This window comes from Mesorhizobium sp. WSM4815, from assembly GCF_055811575.1.
In genome coordinates this window covers 273,758-292,299 of record NZ_JBVVQS010000101.1, presented here as the reverse complement: position 1 = coordinate 292,299, position 18,542 = coordinate 273,758, and the positions used below count along the sequence as shown (strand labels likewise).

At 61.5% G+C, this 18,542-nt stretch carries 20 protein-coding genes; 12 read left to right on the top strand and 8 right to left on the bottom strand.

Annotation, left to right across the window (positions count from 1 at the left end; genetic code table 11):
* The first annotated feature begins 6 nt into the window (after positions 1 to 6).
* From AC0L2B_RS26955 to AC0L2B_RS26940, 4 genes are all read left to right on the top strand, one after another.
* A complete protein-coding gene (locus tag AC0L2B_RS26955; RefSeq protein ID WP_023799302.1) occupies positions 7 to 1,299 on the top strand; it encodes a M16 family metallopeptidase in 1,293 nt (430 codons plus the stop codon).
* Positions 1,300 to 1,314: 15 nt separating this feature from the next.
* Complete coding sequence (locus tag AC0L2B_RS26950; RefSeq protein ID WP_023799303.1) at positions 1,315 to 1,911, top strand: GNAT family N-acetyltransferase; 597 nt, start codon at positions 1,315 to 1,317, stop codon at positions 1,909 to 1,911.
* Positions 1,912 to 1,913: 2 nt separating this feature from the next.
* Positions 1,914 to 4,802: an EAL domain-containing protein gene (locus AC0L2B_RS26945; protein WP_287217483.1), complete on the top strand. Its 2,889-nt coding sequence runs from the start codon at positions 1,914 to 1,916 to the stop codon at positions 4,800 to 4,802.
* A 272-nt stretch (positions 4,803 to 5,074) separates the two neighbouring features.
* On the top strand, positions 5,075 to 5,482 hold the full coding sequence (locus tag AC0L2B_RS26940; RefSeq protein WP_031254957.1) for a DoxX family protein: 408 nt from the start codon (positions 5,075 to 5,077) through the stop codon (positions 5,480 to 5,482).
* A gap of 144 nt (positions 5,483 to 5,626) precedes the next feature.
* On the opposite strand, the gene AC0L2B_RS26935 is transcribed toward AC0L2B_RS26940, so the two are convergent.
* Both AC0L2B_RS26935 and AC0L2B_RS26930 read right to left on the bottom strand, forming a co-directional pair.
* Entirely contained in the window at positions 5,627 to 6,649 is a 1,023-nt protein-coding gene (locus AC0L2B_RS26935; RefSeq protein WP_473747467.1) for an oxygenase MpaB family protein, read from the bottom strand.
* A gap of 150 nt (positions 6,650 to 6,799) precedes the next feature.
* Positions 6,800 to 7,063, bottom strand: coding sequence for a DUF4242 domain-containing protein (locus AC0L2B_RS26930; protein WP_473747465.1), 264 nt, complete (start codon positions 7,061 to 7,063; stop codon positions 6,800 to 6,802).
* Positions 7,064 to 7,214: 151 nt separating this feature from the next.
* Here AC0L2B_RS26930 and AC0L2B_RS26925 point away from each other — a divergent pair, with 151 nt between their 5' ends.
* From AC0L2B_RS26925 to AC0L2B_RS26905, 5 genes are all read left to right on the top strand, one after another.
* Positions 7,215 to 8,093 (top strand): LysR family transcriptional regulator, encoded by an 879-nt coding sequence (locus AC0L2B_RS26925; RefSeq protein ID WP_473747463.1) that lies wholly within the window; start codon positions 7,215 to 7,217, stop codon positions 8,091 to 8,093.
* A 336-nt stretch (positions 8,094 to 8,429) separates the two neighbouring features.
* Positions 8,430 to 8,873: a nuclear transport factor 2 family protein gene (locus AC0L2B_RS26920; RefSeq protein WP_473747461.1), complete on the top strand. Its 444-nt coding sequence runs from the start codon at positions 8,430 to 8,432 to the stop codon at positions 8,871 to 8,873.
* Positions 8,851 to 9,078, top strand: coding sequence for a hypothetical protein (locus AC0L2B_RS26915; RefSeq protein WP_473747460.1), 228 nt, complete (start codon positions 8,851 to 8,853; stop codon positions 9,076 to 9,078). Before AC0L2B_RS26920 ends, AC0L2B_RS26915 begins: the two co-directional genes overlap by 23 nt.
* Positions 9,079 to 9,292: 214 nt before the next feature.
* On the top strand, positions 9,293 to 10,102 hold the full coding sequence (locus tag AC0L2B_RS26910; protein WP_473747458.1) for a class I SAM-dependent methyltransferase: 810 nt from the start codon (positions 9,293 to 9,295) through the stop codon (positions 10,100 to 10,102).
* Between the two features lie 442 nt (positions 10,103 to 10,544).
* On the top strand, positions 10,545 to 11,570 hold the full coding sequence (locus tag AC0L2B_RS26905) for a transglycosylase SLT domain-containing protein (RefSeq protein ID WP_473747456.1): 1,026 nt from the start codon (positions 10,545 to 10,547) through the stop codon (positions 11,568 to 11,570).
* Positions 11,571 to 11,721: 151 nt separating this feature from the next.
* On the opposite strand, the gene AC0L2B_RS26900 is transcribed toward AC0L2B_RS26905, so the two are convergent.
* Complete coding sequence (locus AC0L2B_RS26900; protein WP_023799312.1) at positions 11,722 to 12,330, bottom strand: YqgE/AlgH family protein; 609 nt, start codon at positions 12,328 to 12,330, stop codon at positions 11,722 to 11,724.
* 190 nt (positions 12,331 to 12,520) lie between these two features.
* Here AC0L2B_RS26900 and AC0L2B_RS26895 point away from each other — a divergent pair, with 190 nt between their 5' ends.
* From AC0L2B_RS26895 to AC0L2B_RS26885, 3 genes are all read left to right on the top strand, one after another.
* Positions 12,521 to 13,327: a protein-disulfide reductase DsbD domain-containing protein gene (locus AC0L2B_RS26895; RefSeq protein ID WP_128172056.1), complete on the top strand. Its 807-nt coding sequence runs from the start codon at positions 12,521 to 12,523 to the stop codon at positions 13,325 to 13,327.
* Positions 13,328 to 13,448: 121 nt separating this feature from the next.
* Positions 13,449 to 13,949, top strand: coding sequence for a redoxin family protein (locus AC0L2B_RS26890; RefSeq protein WP_473747455.1), 501 nt, complete (start codon positions 13,449 to 13,451; stop codon positions 13,947 to 13,949).
* 117 nt (positions 13,950 to 14,066) lie between these two features.
* A complete protein-coding gene (locus AC0L2B_RS26885; RefSeq protein WP_091596173.1) occupies positions 14,067 to 14,546 on the top strand; it encodes a DUF2938 domain-containing protein in 480 nt (159 codons plus the stop codon).
* 53 nt (positions 14,547 to 14,599) lie between these two features.
* Here the strand turns inward: AC0L2B_RS26885 and rnhA are convergent, their stop codons facing one another.
* From rnhA to AC0L2B_RS26860, 5 genes are all read right to left on the bottom strand, one after another.
* Positions 14,600 to 15,133 carry a ribonuclease HI gene (rnhA, locus tag AC0L2B_RS26880; RefSeq protein WP_473747454.1) on the bottom strand — a complete coding sequence of 178 codons (534 nt, stop codon included), beginning with the start codon at positions 15,131 to 15,133 and terminating at the stop codon, positions 14,600 to 14,602.
* Positions 15,130 to 16,092, bottom strand: coding sequence for a homoserine kinase (locus tag AC0L2B_RS26875; RefSeq protein ID WP_473533878.1), 963 nt, complete (start codon positions 16,090 to 16,092; stop codon positions 15,130 to 15,132). The genes rnhA and AC0L2B_RS26875 overlap by 4 nt, the downstream gene beginning before the upstream one ends.
* A gap of 5 nt (positions 16,093 to 16,097) precedes the next feature.
* Entirely contained in the window at positions 16,098 to 17,108 is a 1,011-nt protein-coding gene (gene ispH / locus AC0L2B_RS26870; RefSeq protein WP_027152363.1) for a 4-hydroxy-3-methylbut-2-enyl diphosphate reductase, read from the bottom strand.
* A gap of 144 nt (positions 17,109 to 17,252) precedes the next feature.
* Positions 17,253 to 18,050: an SURF1 family protein gene (locus AC0L2B_RS26865; RefSeq protein WP_473747453.1), complete on the bottom strand. Its 798-nt coding sequence runs from the start codon at positions 18,048 to 18,050 to the stop codon at positions 17,253 to 17,255.
* On the bottom strand, positions 18,047 to 18,433 hold the full coding sequence (locus AC0L2B_RS26860; RefSeq protein WP_287236991.1) for a DUF983 domain-containing protein: 387 nt from the start codon (positions 18,431 to 18,433) through the stop codon (positions 18,047 to 18,049). Before AC0L2B_RS26860 ends, AC0L2B_RS26865 begins: the two co-directional genes overlap by 4 nt.
* Positions 18,434 to 18,542: the final 109 nt, after the last annotated feature.

Here is an 18,542-nt window from a genome sequence, read left to right as displayed (position 1 = left end):
AGCTATATGGGTGTTGAGGTAAGCCGTCTGTCGAACGGCCTGACAGTCGCCACCGAAACCCTTCCAAGCCTCGAATCCGTCGCTCTTGGCGCCTGGATCAAATCAGGCGCCCGCAATGAGCGTAGCGAAGAGCACGGGATGGCCCACCTGCTTGAACACATGGCGTTCAAGGGAACCAGAAGGCGCAGCGCCTTCGAGATCGCCTCCGAAATCGAGGATGTCGGCGGCGAGATTAATGCCGCCACCAGTGTCGAGACCACCTCCTATTATGCCAGGGTGCTGAGCGACGACGTGCCCCTGGCCGTCGATATCCTGTCCGACATCCTGCAGGAATCCGAGTTCGACCCGCAGGAGCTGGAGCGCGAGCAGCATGTGATCCTGCAGGAGATCGGCGCCGCACACGATACACCCGACGACGTCGTCTTCGACCACTTCACCGAGACGGCCTTCCGCCACCAGACGATCGGCCGCTCCATCCTCGGCACGCCGGAAACCGTCAAATCCTTCACCTCGAAGCAATTGCACAAATTCATCGAACGGCAATATGGCGCCGAGCGCATGGTGGTCGTTGCCGCCGGCGACATCAAGCACGACAACTTCGTGCGCGAGGTCGAGAAGCATCTCGGCGGTTTCCGCAGCAAGTCCGACAACACCATGCCGCAATATGCGCAATATGTCGGCGGCGATTTCCGCGAGGACCGCGACCTGATGGACGCGCAGATCGTGCTGGGGTTCGAGGGCCGCGCCTATCATGTACGCGACTTCTACGCCTCGCAGGTCCTGTCGATGATCCTTGGCGGCGGCATGTCGTCGCGCCTTTTCCAGGAGGTCCGCGAAAAGCGCGGGCTGTGCTATTCGGTCTATGCCTTTCACTGGGGTTTTTCCGATACCGGCATATTCGGCGTCCATGCCGCGACCGGGCAGAGCGACATCGCCGAATTGGTGCCGGTGGTCATCGGCGAGTTGCAGAAGGTCGGCGAGAACATCCTGCAGGAAGAACTCGACCGGGCACGCGCCCAGTACCGTGCAGGCCTGATCATGTCGGCCGAAAGCCCAGCCAGCCGCGCCTCGCAGATCGCCCGGCAAATGCTTCTGTTCGGCCGGCCGATCGCCAAGGAAGAGCTGATGGAACGGCTGTCGGCGTTGACGGTCGAGCGGTTGACGGACCTGTCGTCACGGCTGTTTTCGACCAAGCCGACGCTGACTGCCGTCGGACCGGTGGGCACGCTCGCTCCCTATGAGGCGGTCCTCGAGTCGCTTTCGGGCACGCAGACCACGGCCCGAAAGCTCGCCGGCTAAGTCCATCAAAGCGTCATGTTCGCGCTCCCTTTCTTTCGCCGTGACCTGCCGGCACTGAAGGGTGACCGGGTCACGCTGCGCGTGCCGCTGACCAACGACTATCGGGAATGGTCGGTGCTGCGCGGGGAAAGCCGCGCCTTCCTGGAGCCGTGGGAGCCGCGCTGGAACCCCGACGAGCTCGACCGCACGGCCTGGCGGCATCGCCTCAGCCGCTATCGCGAAGACTATGCGCAGGGAACGGCCATAGCCTTCTTCATCTTCGACAAAAGCAACGGCAAGCTTGTCGGTGGAATCACCCTCGGCAATATCCGCCACGGCGTCGCGCAAAGCGGCCATATCGGCTACTGGATCGGCGAGCGCTACAGCGGCCGTGGCCTGATGACCGACGCGGTCAAGGTGGTGACGCGCTTCGCCTTCGATACGCTGAGGTTGCACCGGATCGAAGCTGCCTGTATTCCCGACAACGCCCGGTCGATCCGCGTGCTTGAAAAAGCCGGATTCCGGCGCGAAGGACTTCTCCGATCCTATCTCAGGATCAACGGCATCTGGCAGGACCACTACCTCTACGCCCGGATCGAGGACGATCCGCCGGGCGCGGAAACGAAGGACTGATTTTGACGAATTTCCTGCGAATCGGGTCGTTGTTCGCCTTTGTGCTGACGGCAATCGTCGTGCTCTGCGCGGCGTCTTCGGCCTTCGCCGTCGAACCGATCAAGATTGCCCGCGACGATGTGGCGCTCGACCTTTCGGGCGCCGTCGAAATCTACCGCAACCAGGGCGAGAATTTTCAGGTGTCGACTGCTCCGGGACCGGACGGCATCGTGCGGCGCATCGAGGTCGAGGCCAATGATGCGCGCTCGACCGGCGACTGGGCGGTGTTCGCGCTTGCCAACACCACCGACCAGCAGCTCGACAGGCTGATCGTCGCACCGCATTTCCGGCTGGTGAATTCCGGTATCTTCTGGCCGGATCTCGGCTCGACCCGCATTGCCGCGATCACGCCCAGCGAGGGCTTCGCGCTCGACCGCCAGAGCAGCCCCGACGCTGATGTGTTCCGGGTGACGCTGAACCCCGGAACGGTGATCACCTTCATTGCCGAACTGGCGTCGCCCAAACTGCCGCAGGTCTATCTTTGGGAGCCGGAATCCTACAAGGATTCGGTCAATTCCTACACGCTGTTTCGCGGCATCGTCATCGGCATCGCCGGCCTCCTGGCGCTGTTCCTGACCATCCTTTTCGTCGTCAAGGGGACCTCGATGTTCCCGGCAACCGCAGCGCTCGCCTGGGCGGTGCTCGCCTATATCTGCATCGATTTCGGCTTTCTCAACAAGGTCCTGGAAATATCGCCCGGCAACGAGCAGATGTGGCGGGCCGGAACGGAGGTGGCGCTTGCAGCGACCTTCGTGGTGTTCCTGTTCGCCTATCTCAACCTTAACCGATGGCACGGCCATTTCAGCTACGGCGCTCTGGTCTGGATTCTGGGGCTGCTGCTGATCGCCGGCGTTGCAATCGTCGACCCGGCGGTCGCCGCCGGCATCGCCAGGCTGTCCTTCGCCGCCACCGCGCTGACCGGTCTCGGCCTGATCATCTTCCTCGGCATACGCGGCTACGACCGTGCCATCATGCTGGTGCCCAGTTGGGTCATGGTCCTGTTGTGGTTATGCGGGTCGTGGATGGCGATCACCGGCATGCTCGACAATGACATCGCCCAGCCGGCACTGGGCGGCGGGCTGATCCTCATCATCCTGCTCATCGGCTTCACCGTCATGCAGCACGCCTTTTCCGGCGGTGCGCTGCATCAGGGCCTGTTCTCCGATCTCGAACGGCAGGCGCTGGCCGTGGCCGGATCGGGCGACACGGTGTGGGACTGGGACGTGATGCGCGACCGCGTCGTCACCAAGCCGGATGTCAGCATCCAGCTTGGCCTTGCGCCCGACAGCCTGGGCGGCGCTGCCCGCAACTGGCTGCCGGTACTCCATGCCGACGACCGCGACACCTTCCGTACGACGCTCGACGTGGTGCTCGAACACCGGCGCGGCCGGGTGTCGCAGAATTTCCGCCTGCGCGGCGCCGACGGGCACTATCACTGGTTTTCGCTGCGCGCCCGGCCGGTGATCGGATCGGACGGCGAGGTCATCCGCTGCGTCGGCACCATGGTCGACGTGACGGAGCAGAAGAAGTCCGAGGAGAGGCTGTTGCACGATGCCGTGCACGACAATCTGACCGGCCTGCCGAACCGCGAATTGCTTATGAACCGGCTGGAGGCGATCATCTCGATCGCGCGCACCGAAGAGAAGGTCCGTCCCACCGTCTTCGTCATCGACATCGACCGGTTCAAGCAGGTCAATGACGGGCTCGGCATCTCGGCCGGCGATACCATCCTGCTCACTGTTGCACGCCGGCTGCACCGGCTGCTCAAGCCGAAGGATTCGCTGTCGCGCTTTGCCGGCGACCAGTTCGCGCTGATGCTGCTTTCCGAGCAGGACCCGGCCCGCATCGCAGCCGTTGCCGATGCCATCAAGCATGCGATCAACAATCCGATTACCTTTGCCAAACGCGAAATCGTGCTGACCGCCTCGATCGGTCTGGTCACCTGGACCTCGGCGCAGAGTTCGGCCGAGGACATGGTCAAGGACGCCGAGCTTGCCATGCACCAGGCCAAGCGTTTTGGCGGCGACAGGATCGAACCGTTCCGACCCGCCTTCCGGACCGTCGGCACCGACCGGCTGCAGTTCGAGTCCGACCTGCGCCGCGCCATCGAACGGCGCGAATTCACACTCGCCTACCAGCCCATCGTGCGGCTGGAAGACGGCAGTGTTGCCGGCTTCGAGGCGCTTTTGCGCTGGGATCATCCGCGTCGCGGCATGATCCCGCCAGGCGATTTCATCCCGGTCGCCGAGAGCTGCGGCCTGATCGTGCAGCTTGGCTTGTTCGCCATGCAACAGGCCGCCGAAGATCTGGCGGGCTGGCAAAAGCAGATCGGCGACGCGCCGCTGTCGGTTTCGGTCAACCTGTCCAGCCGACAGCTCATCCGCCGCGATCTGGTCAGCGACGTCCGCTCGGTGATCGCGCGGGCCAATCTGAAGCCGCGCTGTTTCCGGCTCGAGCTCACCGAATCGCTGGTGATGGACAATCCCGAGCAGACAGCCCATGTGCTGAACAAGCTGAAGAAGCTTGGCATCGGCCTGTCGCTGGACGATTTCGGCACCGGCTACTCATCGCTGGCCTATCTGACGCGCTTTCCCTTCGACACGATCAAGATCGACAAGAGCTTTGTCGACGACACCACACCGAAGCGCGCGGTGCTGCTCAAATCGATGGTCAACATGGCGCATGAACTCGGCCTTTCGGTCGTGGCCGAGGGCATTTCGGACGAAAGCGATGCGCTCGAGCTGCGCCAGATGGGCTGCGAATATGTGCAGAGCTTCATGTTCGGCGCGCCGATGCCCGGCGATCAGGTGCTGAGGACGCTGAAGGAACAGTATCCGCTGACCCGGGCTTGATCTTATTCATGTCGTTGTCCCAAAACCGCTGCCCTTTTTGGGCGGCATGAGCCTGGCGATTGGCACCCGCTGGAGCACATCGAAGGTCTCAGCTCCCGCGGCTCGGCACTCCATCAAAGTACGACCTGCGGTCACGCGACTGTGAACTGGGAGTATTGGTTTACGCCTCGCGCTGTGCATCATACCCACTTCGCGAAATCGGTGCGAAGAGCAGACCCGCTGACAATTCAGCCTGCTGCCCGGAATCACCGGGTCATGATGGAGGCCAACTGATGAATTTCGACAAGATTTCTGCCTGGGCTCCGGTGTGGTTAAGCGTCGTGAGGATCATGTCGGCGCTGCTGTTTCTGGAGCACGGAACTCAAAAGCTCTTCAATTTTCCGCCCGCTCCCGAGCCGATGCAACTGTCGGGGCTTATTGTGATCCAGGCATTGATCGAGCTGATCGGAGGCGCGCTGCTTGCCCTCGGACTCTTCACCCGGCCCGTCGCGTTCATTCTGTCCGGCAACATGGCGGTCGCCTATTTCATGGCGCATGCGCCGCAAAACTTCTTTCCGGTTGTCAACGAGGGCGACTCGTCGATCCTCTACTGCTTCATTTTCCTGTACTTCTTTTTCGCGGGAGGCGGCGCGTGGAGCGTCGATGCGGCCCGTCGCGGGACCGGCCTCGCGACGCCCTGAACAGGATCGCGAGGGAACTGCTGGGCGGCTACCAGCGGAGCATGTCCGACAGCCTGCCAGGTCGAAATGATAGGAAGTTCCGGCTCCGCTGATCGTCGCTTTCGGGCCCTTTGCTGGACATTCCCCAACGCGAGATACGCGCCCTTAGGGCGGCCATTGCCGCACTTTTAACCCGTCGCTTTCCCTTATGCGAGCATCAAATCCCGCATGATCGCGACCGTGCTGCTCGTGTCTAGGTGCCTTCTGTCGGCGATAGAGATAGTTCTCGGGAAGACCGAGGCGACGGCACGACTGGACGGCCGGAGATGAAGGGAGCACGATGCGCTCGCAGATTGCAGCCGTCGTCTTCACAAAAGCACGCTCCCACGGCTTCAACGTCCAGTGGTCGCCGAGTGCCAACCGCTTGCGGACCCAGCGGGGCAGGATCTCGACAGCCGCCTTCAGAAATGGCCGCTGAAGCGGTTGAGCCACCCCCGGCAAGACGGGAACGTCTTCCATGATCTGCAGGAATTCCAGGACGATCGGCGATGCGACGAGTCTTTGCCTCATCACGTCGAACAGCGCGTAAAGCTCGGCCTGCGACGTGGGCGCGTCAACCGCACCATAGAGAAGCGCGACCGGGCGAGCCTCGGCGAACATCGCATCCCGTTCGAAAAAATGCAGTCGATGCACATAGACGTGATAGGCCTCCATGAAACCAAACCCGGCCGTCGCTTGCACCCAGTCCAGCAACTCCGGGTCGGTGGCGTGGTATGGCTCACCTTCGCTGGTTCGGCCTGAAACGCGCCCATGCATCCTGACCACACCTTCAATCATGGCCTTGGCCTTGGTCCGGGGACCGTAGACCGTGACCAAGGCGGCGAGGCCAGTGCGCCGTAATCGTCGGAGCGCGTCGGAGCGGAATGTGCTGTGCTGCCAAATGGCGTCGCGAACCCGCGGCTCTGCCAATTCGAGCAGCACCGCCGTAACCCCGCCGATGAACAGCGCAACCGGGTTCTTGAAAATACGCCACGACACCGAGTTGGGCGGCAACAGCGCCGGCTCGCCCTGCGGGGTCGAGAAGTCCATCTGCGATCCGAGCCGCTGGCGCATGAACGACTGCGCAAGATTATCCACACGACGCCCAAGCGGGCGAGGCAGAGGAAGGGCGCCCGAATTGCCAAACATGCTCCGACTCTCCTGGCAACGCGTGTGGCTGGCGGATGCAGCACGAACGACTTGGCCCTTCCGTCGTTCCAAAGATTCAAACTGACGCGCTGCATAACTCCGCAAGAACACCGGGCCCGGATAGCCATCACGAGCCCGGTCGCGCCGGCCCTATGGGGTAAGATCGAGCGCCGGCACGATTCTGTGATAGGGCAGCCCCGCATCGTCGTTTAGACGCTTCACGTCGACATCGGAGGCAGCGTCAAACAGGCACATGCAGCGCCCGTCCTCCGGTGCGAAGGTCGAGCGCAGGTAGCTGATGTCGGTGCCGTTGGAGGTCATCTCGGCGGCTTTGCTGATCGCCGCCTTCTGCGCATCTCCCAGAGCTTCCATGCTGATGGCCTTGAGGTCGCGTTCCACCATGTAGACGGTCATTTCCAGATCTCCTCCTGTAAACAGTGACCACAGGAGTTGAATGCAGCGGCGGGCGAAAGAGAACGACATTTTTTCTATCGATCGATAGCCGACAGTTATCGATGAAAGGATTACAATGTCGTTTCGTGGAACCGCCTCGGGAGGGCTTGCCATGGAGATGTTTCAGGTCCGCTACGTGCTTGCCGCCGCGAAGATGCTGAACTTCACCAAAGCCGCCTCCGATTGCAACGTGTCTCAGCCGGCGCTCACCAAAGCGGTCAAGACGCTCGAGGATGAGCTTGGCGCGCCTTTGTTCCACCGCGAGGGAAAGCGCGTCCTCCTGAGTGAGTTCGGGCGCTCCATTCTGCCGCATCTTCAGCAGATCATACAGGAGGCCCACGCAACCAGAACGCTTGCCGACAATTTCAGGCTGCTCAACCAGGTGCCGATCCGCCTCGGCGTCATGTCGACCATCGGCCATGTGAAACTCGCCCGGTTCCTCGCAAAGTTCCAGCGCGACTATCATGGCGTCGAGCTTGAAGTTAGCGAGGCGAGCGTCCAGGAACTGAAAAACAGGCTCGAGCAAGGCGATCTCGATGTTGCCGTTCTCAATCCGCTGGAGGGATTGGGAGCGGCGTTCCGCGTCCATGATCTCTACAGTGAGCGTTACGTCGTCGTATTCGCGCCGGATCATCGGCTTGCGAGCCTCAATGCAATCAAGTTGGTCGATCTCTCTCAAGAACCCTATGTCGATCGTCTGTCCTGCGAAATGCGGGACCTGGTAATGGGTGCGTGCCGGGAAAGAAACGTCAGCCTTTATGCCCGCTTTCGTTCCGAGCGCGAGGATTGGATCCAATCAATGGTGCTGGCGCGGATCGGCTTCGCCTTCATGCCTGAATATTCGGTGACATCGCCTGAACTTTTGCAGCGTCCGCTGATCGAACCCGCGGTGGCACGCACGGTGTCCCTGGCTAGCATTCCGGGCCGGCCCTATAGCCCGGCGACGGCGGCAATGGTCCGAGCTGCCCAGACGTTCGATTGGCCAGGCTAGGCGTTTAGCGCTGAGGCTTGAGCTTTGCTGATAACCTTTCGGCCGCTAAGCCCACGTGGCACTCGTCGTGCACGATCTCAAACAGAACGAGGAGGTTGAGATCAATTCTATTCAGCATGTCGATGAAATCATATCACTGGATTCAGCATCATCGAAGTGCGATCTCCTGAGCAAGCGGAGCAGCGCAAGGCGCGCTTCGCATCGGAAACAGATGCAGGAGCCACCCGCATGCCAGTATCACGACGTTCCCTTCTCGCCGCAGCAAGCGCTGGCGTGGCATTGTCAGAAACTGCAAGATTAACGAACGCCTCGGCACAGGCTCTTGCGGAGCCTGCCATGGACCAGACGGTTGCCGATCTCGTCGAGCGTTCTGCGGAAGCAAATTCGGCGCTGATGCGCGGGGAGATAACGAAGTACTACGAGGTGATCCCACATACCGGGGACTTCCTGCTGATGTCTCCATTCGGCGGAAAGCCCACGCGGACTTCTGAACTGACTGCGGAGCGGATCGAAGCAATGGGCCGCTTTTTCAAGAACGGGACCTTCGAGCACGAACTTCTTCAAGCCTATGGTTCCGCCGACATGGTGGTCCTCGCGATCATTGAACGCCCGCATGTCGAGGTCGGCGGTCTGCCGGCCCAGGATTGGCCGCTGCGGGTTACCTTGGTTTATCGCCGCGAAGAGGCGGAATGGCGCCTGGTGCATCGGCACGCTGACCCCCTGGTCAAGGGCGTGAGTCTGGAGCAGGCGGCGGCCCTTGCACGCGGCGAAGCCGCGTGACGCGAAGAGTGTTGCCATTACCGACGGAGCGCTCTGGCTGAAGGTCCAAAGCCCGCTGAAGGGTTTTCGCTTCTCGTCGATGCAAAACGTCATTTTATGGCGCCAAACGTGGCCCGATGCGCCTTGCGAGCACCTGCTGGTGCCAGTGGAGTACATCTGCCATAGTCATGCGCCCTGCTCGCTACAGACGGTTGAAAACGGCTGAAAGCAACGCCTGAAGTCAGGGCCACGTTGCCGAGCCTGATCGCGCCTTGCGGATCCTCGAAACGCCAGGCGCGGACCCTCATTCTCCGGCCGCTTCGCCTATGCGAGCCTGACTGCCCGAAAGCCGCATAGATGTTCAGGTGCGATGGGTCCCGTTGGATCTAGCGCGGGTGAAGGGTCACAATGGTCGGATGGAAATTTGAGGGAGGACGATCATGACCTTGCCCAGCTACGCAATGAACCAGGTAAGTTTCCCGGAGATGTACGAGCGGTGGCTCGTCGGCCCTCTCTTCCGTCCATGGGCCGAGATGGCTCTTGACGAGTTGGAATTGTCTTCGGGCGATCGCGTACTCGATATCGCTTGTGGAACAGGAATAGTGGCGCGCGTTGCAAAAGAGCGGCTCGGTGGAGCCGGATATATCGTCGGTGTCGACGTCAGCGCGGACATGCTTGCCGTGGCGCGGGCTGTAGAACCAGCCGTCGACTGGCGCCAGGGCAATGCCGGCGAGTTGCCTCTGCGTAGTGGTGAGACGTTCGACGTGGTCGTCTGCCAGCAAGGACTGCAGTTCTTTCCTGACAAACCCGCGGCGGCGGCGCAGATGCGTCGCGCGCTGACGAAGGGTGGCAGGCTGGCAATCGCCACGTGGCGCCCGGACGACGAAATCCCGTTCTTTCGCGACCTGCGCCGCGTCGCGGAGCGCCATCTGGGCGCCATCGCCGATCAGCGGTACAGCTTCGGGGAAGCGGCTCCGCTTGAGGCGCTGCTGCGAGACGCCGGCTTCCACGAGGTCCGATCGAGGATTGTTTCGCGCACCATCCAATTCGGGGAAGGCGTACCTTTCCTGCATTTGAATACGATGGCGCTGGTCGGGATGAGTTCCTTAGCCAAGGAATTGGGTGATCAGGAACGCAAGCGCGTCGTGGAGGCGATCGTGAGCGAGAGTGCGTCCGTGCTGCAGCCATACACCATCGGGTCGGGACTGGCCTTCGAGCTCAGCACCAATCTGGCGACAGCCAAAGGATAAATGACCTCTCACCAGCGGAGAACTGGTTCGATCGAGTATTGTGCCGAGAATGGCTGCTCATTCACAATCTGCCGTTCGAGAACCGAAAGGATTGCCCGGCTGCAGTCGAGGGCAGACCACCTCAGGGAAATTTCTGCTCGCCAATCGAGAGGCTTCACAAGCAACGCATCGGCTACGCAGTCCTCGATTAAAACCAGCTTGTTTTACATTTTGAATTATTTTGCCGCACTGTGGCCATTGTGCCGCCATTATCCATGACTAGTTGAATGAAGCACTGACCGTTCTTCTTGTCTTTTTCGACGTTGACGGCTCAACGTTGGAAATTGACCTGCCCCAAAATATCTGGGCGGCTAGACAAGGAACGGAGGGGGACCTGGCGTCACTCCAAAGAACATTTGAATTCTTTGCTTGCGGAGCCTTCGTCCTTTCGGGCGGACGGCCTTTGTCGAAAAGGATGGCGGGGCTTGGCCTGGCGGCGACCGTGGCAGCCATGCCATGGCCGGTCTATTCGGGAGTCCTGGTCAACGGCGTGACCGAAGCCGCGGTTGCCACTGCTGTTCCGTTCTCGGCTCTGAGTTTCCCCTCGGCCGCGCCCAAGTTCGACATCATCGATCCAGACACCATATCGACCTCTGGACGCGAGGGAGAACGCACGCTGGCCGAGGCATTGAAGGGCACCGTCTCCATCCTTTCCGAAGGCGCGGAACAGATCGTCATCGGCATGTCGATGCACGAGTTCGGCGAGTACAAGGTGTCGCAGCACATCGCCAGCGAAATCCTTCGTGCAGCCAAGGACACCCAATTTCCTGCCGATACGCTTTTTGCGATCGCCGAAAAGGAATCCTCCTTCGACATCAACAATCGCCCGTCTAAAGGGTCGGCGCTTGGTCTTATGCAATTCCTCGACCAGACATGGCTCGAGGCGGTGAAGAAGCACGGTGCAGAATTCGGCCTGGGCGACGAAGCGGAACTGATACGGACCCGCCCCGAGGGCAAACGCGAATACCATTTCGTCGAGGACAAGGCCGAAGAACAGCGCATCCTTGAATTCAGGCGCGATCCCTATCTGTCGGCGGCACTTGCGGCCAAGAACCTTCTTGCGGCCAAGCAACGCATCGAAGCTCGTCTTGAGAAGGCCATGGATGAAAGGGATCTCTACCTCCCCCATTTCCTTGGCACCAACGGGGCAGCAGCGCTCCTGTCGAATGCCGATGAGAAGCCCAATGCCACGGCCAGCACAATCTTCCCCAAGGCGGCACGCTTCAATATTGCGATCTTCAAGGCCGAGGGAAAACAGCTCACCGTCGGCCAGTTTCACCAGCGCCTGCGCTCCTTCCTGGAAGCCCGCATCGGCAAATACAGCGATGTCGAAACGCGCGTGAAACAGGCTGACCTGTCCTGGACGTCGGGTTTCGAGAATCTCGTCTACGATCTGGGCAAACGGCTGGCGATGGCAATGCGGCGGTAACCAGCCAGGTACGGGTTTTCACCTCTAAAGCGCGTCGCGTTGATCGGCCTCACGCGACGCGCTTTAGGTTGTCGTTTTATGCATGTCGCTATCGCAAAACCGCTACACACCCACGGGTCAAGCCCGAGGGCATGCTTTTGCGCGACATGCATTAGGCGTGACCGGCGGCCAGGCTGAGATGCGCGAGGTCGATACCGATCGAAGCGAGTATCCGGTCGTATTTGCGTTCGATGTCGGTATCGAACAGAAGCTCCGCATTTGCCGGGCAGGTCAGCCAACCGTTCTCGGCGATTTCGCTTTCCAGCTGACCGGCGCCCCAGCCCGAATAGCCGAGCGCCATCAGCGCGTGCCGAGGCCCGCGGCCCGACGAAATGGCGCGCAATATGTCGACGGTCGCGGTCAGGCAAATGTCGTCGGAGACGGCCAGCGACGATTCCACCCGGTAGTCGCCCGAATGCAGGACAAAGCCGCGGCTGCGGTCCACCGGTCCGCCGTTGCGGACAACGAAGTCGCGGGCCTGCGCGGGCAAGCGGATCGCCTCCTGTTCGTTCATGATGCCGAGTTGCACGAGCAGATCCGGAAACAGCATCTGCTGTGTCTGGTTGATGACCAGGCCCATCGCGCCTTCGTCGCTGTGCGCGCAAATATAGATGACGGAGCGCGTGAAGCGGTCGTCCTTCATGCCGGGCATGGCAATCAGGAACTGGTCGTCGAGAAAGCCGCGTCCCGCAGCCATCTTCTTGTGGCGCAACAAGTCCATGAGGGGAGCGTAACGCGTTTCTGGAGCGCCGAAAAGATGCGCCGCGCGCGATTTGGTCGCAGATGTGCATCCAAGCCACGCAAAGCTGTGCCCGAGGTCACACAAAGCTGTGCCCGAGGTCACGCAAATATGATAGCAGCGACGCCATGAAGTCATTGCGCAGCCATGAACGGACGCTCAAATCACCGCCATGCAAAGCTTGAAAGTCCTGCTGCTCAGCGCCGCTGTCGGATGTGGAACCGGTCTTCCCGCCGCAGCCTCCTCGTCGATCTGGTACGAAAGCGAAGGCGGCAAAGTACGCCTTGTGACCAGCGGCAAGCCCGACACAGCCGGACGCATCCATGGCGTCCTCGACATTTCGCTCAAGCCTGGCTGGAAAACCTACTGGCGCGATCCGGGCGACGCGGGCGTGCCGCCGCAAATCGATATCTCGGCCAGCACCAACATTGCCAACGCGACGTTTTCGTTTCCACCACCCCAGCGCCACGACGACGGCTCCGGCAAATGGGCCGGCTACGACCATCCGGTTTCGCTGCCGGTAACGTTCACGCTGTCGGCGCCGAACGAGCCGGCCGTCATCGTTGCCGATATCTTTCTCGGAATTTGTGAGACGATCTGCATCCCGGTGCAAACAAAGCTGACCATCGATCCGGGCTCCGATCCGGACAATGTCGAAGACGCCGCTTTGGTGAAGGCGGCGCTTGCAACGCTGCCTGCTCCCGCAAGACCCGATTTCGGCGTCAATATCCTGCCGGGCGACCGCGCGACACTGATTGTCGAGGCGAGCTTTCCGGGCAATCCCAAAGCAGCGGATTTCTTCGTCGCCGGCGAGCGGGACTACATGTTCGGCGTGCCGGCCCGCAGCGAAAAGGACGGCAAGCTGGTGTTTACCGTGCCGATCCTCGACAGACCGACGACGACGCCGACGGATGGCGGACTGTACTACACGCTGACAACTGCGGCCGGCGCCGTCGAAGGCCTGCTGCCGTTCCCTTGATCCCCAGCAAAGGATGTTCAGATCGAACATCCCTTGCTCCGGCCACCCCGACAGTTGCGGGAAACGGCTGAATTCGCTATCGCAAGGACACTCCCTTCCATTTGTCAAAACGAGGACCACGATGATGATTGCCGTTGGCGACAAGCTGCCCCAAGCGAGCTTCAAGACGATGACTGCCGACAGCGCAAAAGCGATCACGACGGCCGAGATTTTCTCGGGAAAGAAGGTGGTGCTGTTCGCTGTTCCCGGCGCTTTCACGCCGACCTGCTCCAACAACCATCTGCCCGGCTTTCTGGATAATTACGACGCCATCCTGGCGCGCGGCGTCGACACCATCGCCGTCGTCGCCGTCAACGATGTTCACGTAATGGGCGCCTGGGCCCGCTTCAGCGGCGGTGAAGGCAAGATCCTCTATCTTGCCGACGGCAATGGCGATTTCGTCAAGTCGATCGGTCTCGACGCCGACCTTTCCGGCGGTGGCATGGGGCTGCGCTCGAAGCGGTTTTCGATGATCGTCGACGACGGCAAGGTCGCCGCGCTCAATGTCGAGACAAAGCCTGGCGTTGATGAATCCGGTGCTGCTCACATTCTCGGACAGCTTTCCGTTTTGGCGACAGCATAGGCCGAGGTTGCCGCGGTCCTTTGGCCTGACGATCGCGCTCGTTTCGGCAGCCGCGCATCCAATTGGGCGTGCAAAGAACGCTGTTCGGGAATTGCCTGCTTTTAGGGGACCTCAATGATGTTTGACCACTTCTGGCGTGCTGTGGCGATCGGCATCGGCGCCACGGCGCTCATGGACCTCTGGGCGATTTTCCTGAACACGGTGTTTGCTCAGCCACGGCCGAACTGGGGACTGGTTGGTCGCTGGGTCTGGCACCTGAGGGACGGCAAGGTCTTCCATGACGATATCGGCGAGGCAGCACCCTATGCGCATGAATCGGCGCTGGGCTGGGCCTTCCACTATTTTGTCGGCATCGTCTACGGCATCGTTCTGGCCGTTTTGGCGGGAGCGGCGTGGCTGGCCGCGCCGACCTTCCTGCCGGCCTTCATCCTTGGCATCGTCACCGTAGGCGCCGGCTGGTTCCTGCTGGCGCCCGGCATGGGCGCCGGCTGGGCCGCGTCAAAGCGCCCCAACCCGATGCAGATCCGCGCCCTCAACCTCGTATCGCATACTGTGTTCGCGCTCGGACTTTTCGGCACAGCGCTGCTGATCCGCTGAATATGGCGGACCAGACTGGTCAGTAGTCAAGACTGGTCAGTAGCCCAGACTGGTCAGTAACTTTGGGTCGAGCGGCGCAGTTTCCTGGCTGCCGGCTGTTTGGCTTGGGTGTTTTCCCCAGCCGAAACGGGCGCGGGCCTGGCCGTCTTGTTCTTGAACGGCGCCATGCCGAGCCGCGCCAATTCGTCGGCACGCTCGTTCTCCGGATGGCCGGCATGGCCCTTGATCCAATGCCAGATCACCTGATGACGGTTGCGCGCCTCGTCGAGCGCCTGCCACAGTTCGGCATTCTTCACCGGTTGCCTGGCAGCGGTCTTCCAGCCGTTGCGCTTCCAGCCGTCGATCCAGCTGAAAATGCCGTCCTTGACATAGTTGCTGTCGGTATAAAGATCGACCGAACAGGGTTCTTTCAGCGCATTGAGCGCCGAGATGGCGGCCAAAAGTTCCATGCGGTTGTTGGTGGTAGCAGCCTCGCCGCCCGACAGTTCCTTCGTGACGCCGTTGAAGCGCAGGACAGCCCCCCAGCCGCCAGGCCCCGGATTGCCCGAACAGGCACCATCGGTAAAGATTTCGACGCGCTTGGTCATGTCAGTCCGTATTCGGAAGGAGATTTGATCGCCCGGTGGAAACGCATACGCCTGATATATTCGGTCGGATCGCGTTTCACGACCAGCCCGCCGTTGGCAATGATCAGCCAGTCGTAAAGCCGGGTCAGCATAAAGCGCAGTGCCGAGCCGCGCGCCAGCATCGGCAGCGCAGCTTTCTCTTCGCCGCTCAAGGGCCGCACGCTTTGGTAGCCGGCAAGCAGCGCCGTGCCCTTGGTCAGGTTGAAGGAAAAATCCTTCTCGAAGCACCAGGCATTGAGGCAGGTAGCGACATCATAGGCGTAGAGATCGTTGCAGGCGAAATAGAAGTCGATCAGCCCCGACAGTTTCTCGCCGAGGAAGAAGACGTTGTCAGGGAAAAGATCGGCATGGATGATGCCTTCCGGCAGGCCGTTCGGCCAGTTCCTCTCGAAATCGGCGAAGTCGGCATCGACCTCGGCCGCCAGTCCCGGCTCGACCTCGTCGGCGCGAGGGCGAGAGGCGCTCCACAGCTTGCGCCAGCCATCGATGGCAAGGGCATTCGGACGGGTCATCGGAAAGTCGGCGCCGGCCAGATGCAGCGCCGCCAGCGCCTTGCCGACCTCGCTGCAGTGCGCTGATGTCGGCCGCCGCAGCGAAACGCCTTCGAGGAAGGTGATGATGACCGCCGGCCGGCCGGCAAGCGTTCCGATGACGTCGCCATCATGCGCGGTCACCGGAAGCGGGCAGGAAATGCCCTTCCTGGCGAGATGGCTCATGAGGCCGAGGAAGAACGGCAGGTCGGCCTTGTCGACGCGCTTTTCGTAGAGCGTCAGGATGTAGGAGCCGCTGGTCGTGTGCAGCAGGAAGTTCGAGTTCTCGGTGCCTTCGGCTATGCCCTTGTAGGACAGGAGATCGCCGACTGGATAGGCCTTGAGGAACGCGCCGAGCTCGCCTTCGTTGACGTCGGTGTAGACCGCCATGAACCTTACGCGGCCCCGTTGACGAAAGCCATGTCGGCGGCCGTCAGCTCGACGTCGCGCAGCACCCGCATCACCGGAAAATCCTCGGTTTCCGTCGCCGTCACCGCCAGCTCGATGGTTACGTCGAAGCGCTGCCGGAACGCATCGATGATCTCGTCGACGATGATTTCCGGTGCCGAGGCACCTGCCGAAAGACCGAGCGTCGAGATGCCGGCGATCTCGGTCCATGGAATTTCGGAGGCGCGCTGCACCAGAAGCGACATCGAGGCGCCGGCGCGTTCGGCCACTTCGACGAGGCGCCGCGAATTTGAGGAGTTGGGAGCGCCGACGATCAGGAAGAGATCGGCACCCGCGGCGGTCTCCTTGACCGCTTCCTGGCGATTGGTGGTGGCGTAGCAGATCGATTCCGCTGCCGCCGCATGCAAATCGGGAAAACGATCCTTAAGCACCCGAATGATGCCGGCGGTGTCCTCGACCGACAGCGTCGTCTGGGTGACGAACCCGAGCGCCTGCGGGTCGGCGGGCACCAAATTCGCGGCGTCGGCTTCGGTCTCGATCAAGGTGACGGCGCCGTCCGGCAACTGCCCCATCGTGCCGATCACTTCCGGGTGGCCGGCATGGCCGATCAGAAGCACATGACGGCCGAGCCGCTGATGGCGCATTGCCTGCTTGTGGACCTTCGACACCAGCGGGCAGGTGGCGTCGAGATAGAAGAGGTTGCGCGCCTGGGCGTCCGCCGGCACCGACTTCGGCACGCCATGCGCCGAAAAGACGACCGGGCTCTGACGATGCTCAGCCGGTATCTCGGAGAGCTCCTCGATGAACACCGCACCGAGGCTTTGCAGTCCCTCGACGACGTAGCGATTATGGACGATCTCGTGGCGAACATAGACCGGCGCGCCATATTTCTTCAGCGCCAGCACGACGATCTGGATGGCGCGGTCGACGCCGGCGCAGAAGCCGCGCGGCTGGCAGAGCCTTATCGTCAGCGGTGGCTTTGTGGTCGTGTGAAGCATGATTCCCGGCCGGTTGGTCGTAGCGTGAACTCAAGTCTTGAACTCAAGGCGCGAAATGAGGTGCGCACCCCTGCCCTGTCAAGGGCCGATCATAGAGCGACGTGCGTCCATTTGGACGCACAAAGTACGCTTTACACTTTCAATCTACGCATCGTGCTTTCCGAAAATCGATTCCGATTTTCGGGCCGATGCGTCTTTCGCCGGGCGGCGAAGCCTAAAGATGAGGACGCCGGCAAGGGCAGCGGCAAGGCCGTACCAGGTTACGGCATATTGCAAATGGCTGTTCGGCAGGTCGATGATTGTCACGCCGCCGACCGGCAGCCCACCCGGGTTCGGCGTGGCGTCCGCGTCGATAAAGAATGGCACCAGCCCCGCGCCGGCCGGCAGACCAGCGCTGGCCGCCATGGCGTCGCGATCCTTCCAGTAGAAGATGTTTTTCTGCGGATCATTGTCGGGAAGCATCATCGAGGGCTTTGCCGGCAGCGGATTGCGGGCGAGCCCCGTCACCGTTACCTGGCCCGCACCATGGCTTTGCGGGCGCTTGGCAGCGTCCTTGAGATCGTACGGCACGAAGCCGCGATTGATCAGGACGAAGCGGCCGTCCTCCAGATGCAATGGCGTGAAGACATCGAAACCGGACTGGCCTTCCCAGGTCGCGAAGAAATGTCGCTCGCCTTGATGCAGGAACGTGCCTGATGCCGTCACCGGCGTGTAATCCACATCGCCGCTGGCGGCAAACCGCTTTTCGACCTCGGCCAACGGCACGGGCGCTGAGTGCGTGCGCCGGTCGATGGTCTGGAGAAGACCCTCTTTCCAGTACAGGCGCTGGACCTGCCAGGTGCCGAGCGCCAGCAGGATGAAGAACAGCACGAGGCCAAGCCCAAGCAGCAGTGCCGTCTTCGGCCGCGAACGGCCTGCAATCGAAGCGGATGTCGTGCTCATTCGCCCAAGTCCAGCCTGCCCTCTGCCGCCTTGTTGCGGTATTGCAGCGTCAGCAGCACACCCTTGATCAGCCTGAGCGCGCCCAGGCAAAGCACCAGCGTCAGCGGTATCCACAGCAGGAAATGCAGCCAGAGCGGCGGGCTGAGCGTCACCTCCATCCACAGCGCCAGCCCGACGACGATGAAGCCGATGATCAGGATGACGAACACCGCCGGACCGTCGCCGGCATCGGCGTAGGAATAGTCGAGGCCGCAATTGGCGCAGCGTTCGCCGACGGTGAGGAAGCCGGAAAACAGCCGGCCTTCGCCGCAGCGCGGGCAGCGGCCGCGCAGGCCAGCCGAAATCGGATCGATTGCTGGCCAGATCGCCTTGTCGTCGCTCATTCCGATACCTTAATGCATGTCGCGCAAAAGTGCGCAGCGGTTTTGCGATAACGACATGCATAAAAACAAGAACTTAAAGCGCGTCGCATGAATCCATTCAGCCGCGACG

Bases quoted from the DNA above. Each gene is read 5' to 3' on its own strand.
- AC0L2B_RS26955 (WP_023799302.1), top strand. From the start codon at position 7: ATGGGTGTTGAGGTAAGCCGTCTGTCGAACGGCCTGACAGTCGCCACC.
- AC0L2B_RS26950 (WP_023799303.1), top strand. From the start codon at position 1,315: ATGTTCGCGCTCCCTTTCTTTCGCCGTGACCTGCCGGCACTGAAGGGT.
- AC0L2B_RS26940 (WP_031254957.1), top strand. From the start codon at position 5,075: ATGAATTTCGACAAGATTTCTGCCTGGGCTCCGGTGTGGTTAAGCGTC.
- AC0L2B_RS26935 (WP_473747467.1), bottom strand. From the start codon at position 6,649: ATGTTTGGCAATTCGGGCGCCCTTCCTCTGCCTCGCCCGCTTGGGCGT.
- AC0L2B_RS26930 (WP_473747465.1), bottom strand. From the start codon at position 7,063: ATGACCGTCTACATGGTGGAACGCGACCTCAAGGCCATCAGCATGGAA.
- AC0L2B_RS26925 (WP_473747463.1), top strand. From the start codon at position 7,215: ATGGAGATGTTTCAGGTCCGCTACGTGCTTGCCGCCGCGAAGATGCTG.
- AC0L2B_RS26920 (WP_473747461.1), top strand. From the start codon at position 8,430: ATGGACCAGACGGTTGCCGATCTCGTCGAGCGTTCTGCGGAAGCAAAT.
- AC0L2B_RS26910 (WP_473747458.1), top strand. From the start codon at position 9,293: ATGACCTTGCCCAGCTACGCAATGAACCAGGTAAGTTTCCCGGAGATG.
- AC0L2B_RS26900 (WP_023799312.1), bottom strand. From the start codon at position 12,330: ATGGACTTGTTGCGCCACAAGAAGATGGCTGCGGGACGCGGCTTTCTC.
- AC0L2B_RS26895 (WP_128172056.1), top strand. From the start codon at position 12,521: ATGCAAAGCTTGAAAGTCCTGCTGCTCAGCGCCGCTGTCGGATGTGGA.
- AC0L2B_RS26890 (WP_473747455.1), top strand. From the start codon at position 13,449: ATGATGATTGCCGTTGGCGACAAGCTGCCCCAAGCGAGCTTCAAGACG.
- AC0L2B_RS26885 (WP_091596173.1), top strand. From the start codon at position 14,067: ATGTTTGACCACTTCTGGCGTGCTGTGGCGATCGGCATCGGCGCCACG.
- rnhA (WP_473747454.1), bottom strand. From the start codon at position 15,133: ATGACCAAGCGCGTCGAAATCTTTACCGATGGTGCCTGTTCGGGCAAT.
- AC0L2B_RS26875 (WP_473533878.1), bottom strand. From the start codon at position 16,092: ATGGCGGTCTACACCGACGTCAACGAAGGCGAGCTCGGCGCGTTCCTC.
- ispH (WP_027152363.1), bottom strand. From the start codon at position 17,108: ATGCTTCACACGACCACAAAGCCACCGCTGACGATAAGGCTCTGCCAG.
- AC0L2B_RS26865 (WP_473747453.1), bottom strand. From the start codon at position 18,050: ATGAGCACGACATCCGCTTCGATTGCAGGCCGTTCGCGGCCGAAGACG.
- AC0L2B_RS26860 (WP_287236991.1), bottom strand. From the start codon at position 18,433: ATGAGCGACGACAAGGCGATCTGGCCAGCAATCGATCCGATTTCGGCT.